The organism is Roseateles sp. (genome assembly GCF_044373315.1).
In the GTDB taxonomy this organism is placed as follows: domain Bacteria; phylum Pseudomonadota; class Gammaproteobacteria; order Burkholderiales; family Burkholderiaceae_C; genus JACDQM01.
In genome coordinates, this window is record NZ_JBILQK010000173.1 from 1 (window position 1) to 4,627 (window position 4,627).

Annotated in this window: 4 protein-coding genes; all 4 read right to left on the reverse strand. The window is 67.5% G+C overall.

Annotated features, from left to right (window positions below; translation table 11 throughout):
* Nucleotides 1-818 (reverse strand): class I tRNA ligase family protein (locus ACIQ67_RS19750; protein ID WP_397536081.1); only part of this gene is annotated, 818 nt, incomplete at its 3' end.
* A gap of 91 nt (nucleotides 819-909) precedes the next feature.
* Nucleotides 910-1,944 carry a bifunctional riboflavin kinase/FAD synthetase gene (locus ACIQ67_RS19755; protein ID WP_397536082.1) on the reverse strand — a complete coding sequence of 345 codons (1,035 nt, stop codon included), beginning with the start codon at nucleotides 1,942-1,944 and terminating at the stop codon, nucleotides 910-912.
* Between the two features lie 46 nt (nucleotides 1,945-1,990).
* Nucleotides 1,991-3,832: an ATP-binding protein gene (locus ACIQ67_RS19760; RefSeq protein ID WP_397536083.1), complete on the reverse strand. Its 1,842-nt coding sequence runs from the start codon at nucleotides 3,830-3,832 to the stop codon at nucleotides 1,991-1,993.
* A gap of 167 nt (nucleotides 3,833-3,999) precedes the next feature.
* A partial coding sequence (locus tag ACIQ67_RS19765; RefSeq protein ID WP_397536084.1) for a 16S rRNA pseudouridine(516) synthase occupies nucleotides 4,000-4,627 on the reverse strand: 628 nt, incomplete at its 5' end.

Below are 4,627 nucleotides of genomic sequence, written 5' to 3' on the forward strand. Positions count from 1 at the left end.
GTGTCCACCAGCGCGTAGCTCAGCTCAGGGTTGAGATTCAGCGCCTGGTTGGCGGGGATGGTCCAGGGCGTGGTGGTCCAGATCACCGCGAAGGCGTCCTTGGCCAGCGAGGCCAGACCGAAGGCGGCGGCCAGCTTGGCGGGCTCGGCGGCCAGGAAGGCCACATCGACGGCCGGGCTCTGCTTGTCGGCGTACTCGATCTCGAACTCGGCCAGCGAGGAGCCGCAATCGAAGCACCAGTACACCGGCTTCAGGCCGCGGTAGACATGGCCGCGCTCAAACAGGCGCTTCAAGACGCGGATCTCGCCGGCCTCGTTGATGAAGTCCATGGTGCGGTAGGGCCGGTCCCATTCGCCCAGGACGCCCAGGCGCTTGAAGTCCAGGCGCTGCGCGTCGATCTGCTCGGCGGCATAGGCGCGGCTCTTGGCCTGCACCTCGTCGCGCGGCAGGCCGCGGCCGAAGGTCTTCTCGATCTGGTTCTCGATCGGCAGGCCGTGGCAGTCCCAGCCCGGGATGTAGGCGGCGTCAAGACCTTCCAGCTGGCGCGCCTTGACGATCATGTCCTTGAGGATCTTGTTCGCAGCGTGACCGATGTGGATCTGGCCATTGGCATAGGGCGGGCCGTCATGCAGCACGAACTTCGGGCGGCCGATTCGCGCATCGCGCAACTTCTTGTAGACACCCTGGTCTTCCCATTCCTTGACCCAGCCCGGCTCGCGCTTGGGCAGGTCGCCGCGCATCGGGAAGGGGGTGTCGGGCAGGTTCAGCGTGGCGCGGTAGTCAGCGGCGGCTTCGTTGGGCTTGGTGGCGTCAGTCATGGCGGGCAGCGTTTCAGGCAGACAGGCGTCAGCCTGCAATAGAGGAGCGGCGCGCACCGAGCGCGCCGGGCCGAGAGCGGAGCTCAGCGCTTCAAATTCGGTCGCGGGTGGTCTGGCGACTGACCTTCACATACGGCGCCGGATGGGCGGCCAGGAACTCGCGCGCCTGCACCACGTCCTGACGGATCGCGGCCGTCAATGCGTCCAGCCCGTCGTAGCGGGCTTCGTCGCGAAGTTTGTGCAGCAGTTCCACGCGCATGAGTTTACCGTAGGCCCCTTCGCGCTCCAGCGCGGCAGGCCAGTCGAGGCAGTGCACCTCGAGCAGCACGCGGCCGCTGTCGTCCACCGTGGGGCGACGGCCCAGCGAGGCCACACCGTCCAGCGCCGTGCCAGCCAGCCCATGCACGCGCACCGCGAAGATGCCCATGGCCGCCGGTTTGTCGTGCGGGAAGCGAAGATTCAGCGTGCGGAAGCCGTCGGCCTTGCCGGCGCCGGTCTCGCCCAGGCTGCGACCCAGCTTGGCACCATGCACCACATGGCCGGAGATCGAATAGGGCCGGCCCAGCAGCCGCGCCGCGTTCTTCATGTCGCCTGCAGCCAGCGCCTCGCGCACCGCCGAGCTGCTGACGCGCAGGCCATGCACTTCGTAGCTCATCATGCGGGCCACATCGAAGCCGTGGCGTGCGCCGGCAGCGTCCAGCGTCGCGTAGTCGCCCTGGCGCTTGGCGCCGAAGCGGAAGTCATCGCCGACCAGCACATAGCGCACGCCCAGGCCCTGGCGCAGCACCTGATCGATGAAGTCCTGAGCCGGCAGCGACGCAAGACGCTCGTCGAAGCGCAGCACGATGACCTGGTCGATGCCGCAGCGCTCCAGCTCGCTGAGCTTGTCGCGCAGCGTGGCAATGCGCGCGGGTGCCAGCTCGGGCTTGCCGGACTTGGCGGCGAAGTAATCGCGCGGATGCGGCTCGAAGCTCAGCACGCAGGACGGCAGCCCGCGGTGCTGGGCTTCCGATTGCAGCAGGGCCAGCATGGCCTGGTGGCCGCGATGCACGCCGTCGAAGTTGCCTATCGTCAGCGCACAGGCGCTGGCGATGCCAGGATGATGAAAGCCGCGAAATACCTGCATGGGCGGCGATTATCCCTGCCAGGGCGGCGCCGGCCGGCCAGCGGCTTCAGGTGGGTGTTGCGAGTACGGGCTGGTGCAGCCGCGCTTGCACCACGGCCAGCAGCTGCTCGATCTCGAAGGGCTTGGACAGATAGTCGTTCATGCCGCAGTCCAGGCAGCGCTGGCGGTCCGCGCTGCCGGCGTTGGCGGTCAGCGCCACGATGGGCATCGGGGCACGCTGCCGTCGCTGTTCCAGGTTGCGCCAGCGGCGTGTGGCCTCGAAGCCGTCCAGGCCGGGCATCTGGCAATCCATCAGCACGATGTCGAAATGCTCGTCCGCTTGCAGCTGCTCCAGCCTTGCCAAGGCCTGGTTGCCGTCCTCGGCCTGTTCCACCTGCAGGCCGCAGCGTTCCAGCATGCTGGACGCGACCAGCAGGTTCACCGGGTCGTCCTCGACCAGCAGCACGCGGCCGTGCAGCCTTGGCAACTCCGGCGCGGCCAGGCTGCCGTCGGGCCCCGACGCTCTTGCAGCACAGGGCAAAAACGGCAGCTCGAAGCTGAAGCAGGAACCGTGATCTGGCGTCGAAATGCAGCTCAGCTCGCCACCCATGGCACGCACCAGCTCACGGGATATGGCCAGGCCCAGACCAGTGCCTTCACGCTTGCGATAGCCCTCGCGGCCGACTTGCTCGAAAGGCGCGAAGATGCGTTCCAGCGCGTCGGCCGCAATGCCTTCGCCACTGTCCCGAACGCTGAAGCGCAACCGCCCCGCATGCATGCAGGCTTCGACGCAGATGCCGCCGGCTTCGGTGTACTTGATGGCGTTGCCAATCAGGTTGTGCAGTACCTGGCGAAGTCGCGCGGCATCCAGCAGGCAATGCTGAGGCAAGTCCTCGCTGGCTTGCAGCTCAAGGCGCAGGCCCTTCTCGACAGCCTGGCCTGACAGCAGGCGGCAGACCTCGTCCAGCGTGTCGCGAAGCGGTAGTGGTGCCGGGGCGATCTGCAGCTTGCCCGATTCGATGCGGGCCAGATCCAGCATGTCGTTGACCAGATCCAACAGGTGGCGGCCCGAGCGCTGCACCAGGCCGATCTGCGCGCGCTGTTGCGCCGTCAGCGTGGAACGCTCCAGCAACTGAGCCATGCCCAGCATGCCGTTGAGCGGCGTGCGGATCTCGTGGCTCATCATCGCCACCAGGCGGGTCTTGCTGTCGTTGAGGCGCCGCGCTTCCAGCAGGGCTCGCTGGCGCATTTCGGCGTTGTGCGCGTGGCTGAAACGCAGCCGCATCAGCTCCATGCTGCGGGCCTCCATGCGGCGTGACTCCATCACTGACACGCCGATGAAGATCGCAAGGCCGGCAGCGCTGAAGGTGCCGGCCGGCGTGCCCTGCCACAGCATTTGCAGCAGCAGCGGGCCGAGGCTCAGCACTGCAAACATAAGGTAGGTTCGCCAGTCGCTGAGTTTCAGCAGGCCGATTGCACAGACGCCCACCAGGCTCGCCAGCAGAGCGCCGTCCAGACCGGGCACGGTCGGTGCCTGCAGCAGGCCCATCGCGCCCCAGCTCAAACCGTCCAGGGCCAGCAGCGCCGTGAAGCGCCTGGACCATGACGCGGTATCCGCCGGTCCCGGACGCCGGCTGCGGTAGTGCAGGGCGTCGATGCAGCGCAGTCCGCCAATCAGGATGCGGCTGCCCAGCCAGGCGAGCAGCAGCACCGACGGGGCCTTGCCCCAGAGAAATACGAAGGGCAGCAGGCAGAACAGCAGGCCGAGCAGCACCGTGGACGTCGTGGCCGAATACAAGGCGCCCAGACGCTCTGACGCCACCAGGGCGGCGATGTCCGCTGGCGATGCATCGGTGTCTGGGTTTTGCACGGCCGGTCGGTCGGACCAGGCGTGGCTCAATGTGTTCATGCCCAAGCGTGCGGCCCCGGTCATGGCCGCGGCTCTCGCAGAGAAGCATCACGAGCCCCCTCGGCCCGTGCGGCGCAAGTGTCCGTCACCCCAGACGTGTCGACGGCCTAGGATGAACCCTGAGCGTTGTGCGTCGATTTCAGAAAGACCCGCGAACCGCAGGTCTTTCAGCTGCTGATCAGGCTGGGGCTGGCTACCCAGGTCCAGGCGCCTGGTGCCAGCTCGGCCGGCAGCCGCAGCGCGCCGAACTGCGGCCGGTGCAGCGCTTCGCAGCGGTTGCCGACTGCTGCAATCATGCGCTTGACCTGGTGGTACTTGCCTTCAGTCAGCGTCAGGCGCAGGCCGTGGCCGTCGCCAAACGCTTCGGCGGCTTCGGCCATGGCGAGTTCCGGCGGGCGCGGCTTGGGCGCGGGCCGGCCGGGGCGGGCCTCGGCGGGCGGTTCGCGCAACTCCACGCCGGCCAGCAACTGAGCCACCTGCTCGGGCGTCACCGGGTGTTTGCAGCGCGCTTCGTAGATCTTGGGCACGTGGTGCTTGGGGCTGGTCAGCTTGTGGATCAGGGCGCCATCGTCGGTCAGCAGGAGCAGGCCGGTGGTGTCTTCATCGAGGCGACCGACGGGCTGCACATCACGTTCGCGCAGCGGCGCCGGCAGCAGGCTCATCACGCTAGGGTGGTGCTTGGGCTTTTGCGAACACTCGTAGCCGGCCGGCTTGTTCAGCAGGATCAGCGCCTTTTCATAGAAAGGCCAGCTCTTGCCACTGACCTCGAACACCAGACCGTCGGTGGCGAACTCG